The 4,056-nt window shown below is 41.1% G+C and carries 4 protein-coding genes; 3 read left to right on the top strand and 1 reads right to left on the bottom strand.

The genetic code is table 11. The features are described 5' to 3' along the window. Nucleotides 1-144 precede the first annotated feature (144 nt). From VN379_RS17030 to VN379_RS17020, 3 genes are all read left to right on the top strand, one after another. Nucleotides 145-726 carry an XRE family transcriptional regulator gene (locus VN379_RS17030; protein WP_325535983.1) on the top strand — a complete coding sequence of 194 codons (582 nt, stop codon included), beginning with the start codon at nucleotides 145-147 and terminating at the stop codon, nucleotides 724-726. A gap of 310 nt (nucleotides 727-1,036) precedes the next feature. Continuing rightward, nucleotides 1,037-1,540, top strand: coding sequence for a metallophosphoesterase (locus VN379_RS17025; protein WP_325535981.1), 504 nt, complete (start codon nucleotides 1,037-1,039; stop codon nucleotides 1,538-1,540). Nucleotides 1,541-1,633: 93 nt separating this feature from the next. Continuing rightward, nucleotides 1,634-3,472, top strand: coding sequence for an APC family permease (locus VN379_RS17020; RefSeq protein WP_325535979.1), 1,839 nt, complete (start codon nucleotides 1,634-1,636; stop codon nucleotides 3,470-3,472). Nucleotides 3,473-3,588: 116 nt separating this feature from the next. On the opposite strand, the gene holA is transcribed toward VN379_RS17020, so the two are convergent. Continuing rightward, nucleotides 3,589-4,056, bottom strand: a 468-nt coding sequence (holA, locus tag VN379_RS17015) for a DNA polymerase III subunit delta (protein ID WP_349255134.1), incomplete at its 5' end; no start/stop codon positions are given.

Genomic DNA, 4,056 nt, shown 5'->3' with positions numbered 1-4,056 from the left:
TTGACGCTTCCCTCTTTATGGTATATTATTTTTTTCGAATAAATCGTTGCATTTTTAAAACTATTATTTTATAATGTAAATTTTGGTATAATAGTAGTGCTTGTTTTTTTTAAGTGCTGCCCGCACCAGTTACAGGAGGTTGCCATGTCGTTTGGAAAAAACGTAAAACTTGCTCGAATTGAAAAAAACCTTTCATTGCAAGAGCTAGCCAGTCTCTCTGGTGTGAGTGTATCAATGCTGTCCAAAATTGAACGCGAAGAAAAAAATCCTACTATACGGGTTGCCGCTCAAATAGCCAGAGCCTTGCGTCTGTCTATTGGTTATCTTCTCGACGACGGGTTCCGTTCAAGCGTAGCAATCGTAAAAAAGAATCAACGCAAAGTGCTATATGACCCTATATCCAGGGTTGAAAGCTTAATTGTTTCCCCCTTCAACGGTCTGAGTTCTCTTGAGATATTGCAGGTTTCATTACCTAAGTCTGCTTCCACCGGAATATTGCCGCCTCTGAGCATGGGGGTAAGGGTGTACCTTGTTGTCTCAAAGGGTAAAATTACGGTCTTAATAGACTCCGGAATCTATGACTTAGATGAGGGAGACTGTATCCTGTTTGATGCAAATGTAACACATGAAATATTAAACACCGGGGAAGATGAAGCCCAGTATTTTTCGATTAACGATCGCTACGGACTTAAGCTCGCAGCGCCTGCTGCCCTTGATGGCAAATAGGAATTCTGCATATTTAAGTGAACTACAGGAATGCCATCAGGCTGAGACCCATTATATTATGTGGAATAAAAGAATTATTTTTTTATACTATAGTATATTTATTCTACTAATATTAAATTAATCCTTTATGTTTTTGAGATAATTTTTTAAAGAGCCGCCAACCCCAGCATGGTGGTTATCGGCTCTTTAAAAATTACTACTGTTGCTCATATTATTGACTTGTTTCTGCAATTAAATAATGACTGGGGAGATTATCGCGAACAAATACTAACTATGTTGTGATTATTTTACAGTGAAGGCAGGTCTTTCTATGAGAATAGCAGTTATATCAGACACTCATTTGAAACATAGAACTACTAAGCTTGAAGCCTTATTAGTCCGGCTTGGACAAATAGACTTTATCATACATGCCGGCGACTACACCGACGAAGGTATTGTAAAAAGATTGCAGGACACTGCCCGGTTTTATGGTGTGCATGGAAATGCAGATTCCTGTATTATTCAGAACTCACTTCCGGAAAAAGAAATAATTTTACTTGGTGCCTACCGGCTTGGCATCTTCCACGGACATGGAAAGGGAAAGTGTACGTTAGACAGAGCTTACGCAGCTTTTGAACAACAAAATTTGGATATTATTATTTTCGGCCATAGTCATCAACCATTAATCTGTACCAAAAATAAAGTCCTAATGCTCAATCCTGGTTCATCAACTAATAAGCGATCCCAACGCTGGTTCACTTGCATCATTCTTGATCTTTTCCCAACATCAATCGAGGCAAAGCTAATATTTCTCGACACTATAGACACCGTGTAATCTAAGAGGCCTCACCTTATGATAAAGTAATTGATCAGGTGTTGTGATATACTATCTGTTATCGTCTGTATTACCAAGGAGGCTACTAAGTACATGTTTAACTTTCAACATTTGATTATCGGCAAACCGCTTAGGACAGAGGAAGGCGCACAGGAAAAATTACCCAAATGGAAGGCATTATCTATTTTTTCATCAGATGCATTATCCTCAGTTGGCTATGGACCAGAACAAATCATCGTAACATTAGCCATTCCGGGTATGCTTATCTATGGGTATTTCGGCTACGCCACCATAGCAGTTATTGCCCTCCTTGCCACTGTAACACTGTCCTATGTCCAGGTTGCAAGGGCAAATCCTGGCGGCGGTGGATCATATTCTATCGCTTTGCAGAATTTAGGCGAAACGCCTGCACTTATCGCAGCAGCCTCACTGATTGCAGACTATGTTCTTACTGTTGCGGTAAGCGTCTCAGCAGGAACAGATGCCCTGGTATCTGCGTTTCCAGCTCTTATCGGGAAGGAAATGTCAATTAACCTAGTTGTTCTTTTCGGAGTTCTAACAGTATTCAACCTACGGGGAGTCAGGGAATCGTCTAATATCTTTGTGTGGCCAACATACCTTTTTATATTAGGAATAACATGTTTGATTGGAACTGGAATTTATAAGGCGCTTACTGGCATCACCCCAATTATTCCTGCTGCATCTTTAGTTAAACAGCAAGCCGACTGGGTAATTATCATCCTCGCATTAAGAGCATTTGCGAACGGGTGTAGTTCTATGACCGGCATAGAGGCTATCTCGAACGGAGTCACAATGTTTAAAGAACCGACAGTAAAAAACGCGATAAAAACGACTTACTCCATGGCGGCGCTCCTCGGTTTTATGATTGCCGGGATATCGTTTTTATTTATGCACTATCACCTGTTGCCTGAAGAAAACGCAACCATGCTCTCCCAGCTTGCAGAACAGATAGTGGGACGGGGCTGGGCGTATTATTATATACAAATAACGACTATGCTCATTTTGTTCCTGGCTGCAAATACTGCTTATAATGGACTGCCCCCACTTTTGTCGATTATGGCCCGCGATTCCTATGTTCCGCGATATCTGGGCGAAAAAGGCGAGCGGCTTGGCTACTCCAAAGGTATTCTGCTGCTAAGTTTCATTTCAGCAACACTAATTATTGTTTTTAACGGTAATGTTGAGCACTTGATTTCGCTATATGCAATCGGCGTATTTCTTTCTTTTACCATTGCCCAAACCAGTCTAGTTGTAAAGTGGAGGCGGGAAAAAGGTACGGGTTGGATTTCCCGTGTTGCCCTCAATAGCTTCGGCGCTTGTGTAACAGGTATCGTTGTACTTGTAATTTCTATAACAAAATTTAGCCATGGCGCCTGGATTGTTATAGTCTTTATTCCGACTATGATTTATATATTAAAGAGCATTCACTCTCACTATATAACCACAGCAAACCAATTGCGTGTTTCCCCAGAGGATTTCATCAATCGTTTAGAGATCTATCAGCCTAAAAACCTTGTAATAGTTCCGATCTCCGGTATCACCAAGGTAGTTGCCGCGTCAATTAGGTATTCCAAAACTCTTGGCGGGGATATTATTGTCCTATATGTTTATACAGATGAGGAAGACTGTCGAAGATTCAAAGAAAAATGGAACAATCTAAACTTAGACATTCCCCTTCGTGTACTCTACTCGCCTTATCGATCAATCGTTCAACCAGTGTTAGGATATGTAAGTGAATTAGAAATGCAAAAGAGTATTTATCACTACATTACAATTGTTATCCCTGAGTTTGAGCCAGCAAAATGGTGGCACAGGCTGCTTCACAACCAGACTGGATGGATTCTCCGGACCTTGCTGATATTACGCGAAAATGTGATTGTATCTACATTACCTTATCATCTTAAAAAGTAATAGAGTATCTGCTCTCCGCCTACTTTCATAGATATCCAGGAGTGTTATTGCTCATATCGCCTATGCAAAAAATCCCGTACATTGTACGGGATTTTTTACTACTGAATTTGTTTAGGTTAATTATTTGTTTCCAACTCGCACAATTCAATTATTATTTTCTCCAGTACTACCGCTCCTGTCCGGCTTGTTTTTAGATCCCGGTCAGCTGCTGCCAAGCTGAGCGTAGCGGCTTTAAGTTTGACAACAGTAAAAGCCTTGCTCTGCTTAGCCAGCTTCTCGCCAATAAAACCAGGTACCTTTAGGAACTCAGCTACCTCGCGGCTGCCATAACCCTTATTTAGCAATTCTTTAACCTGCCATAATTGCCTGATTTGCCGGGCCAGGAGTGCCAGTATCCGAACCGGGTGTTCACCTGCAGTCAGTTCTTCACGCAGTAATGAAATTGCCTGCGGGGTTTGCCTTTGGCTCAATGCTTCAATCATAGCAAAGATGGATACCTCCGGAACTGCTGACAAAATTTCCAGTAAATCCTGCCTGGTAATAAGCGTTTTTCCAGCTGTAAATAAGACCGTTTTCTCTAATTC

Origin of the sequence: Sporomusa sp., assembly GCF_035561255.1 — a bacterium.
GTDB lineage: Bacteria > Bacillota > Negativicutes > Sporomusales > Sporomusaceae > Sporomusa.
This window is presented reverse-complemented; position numbering and strand designations above follow the sequence as displayed.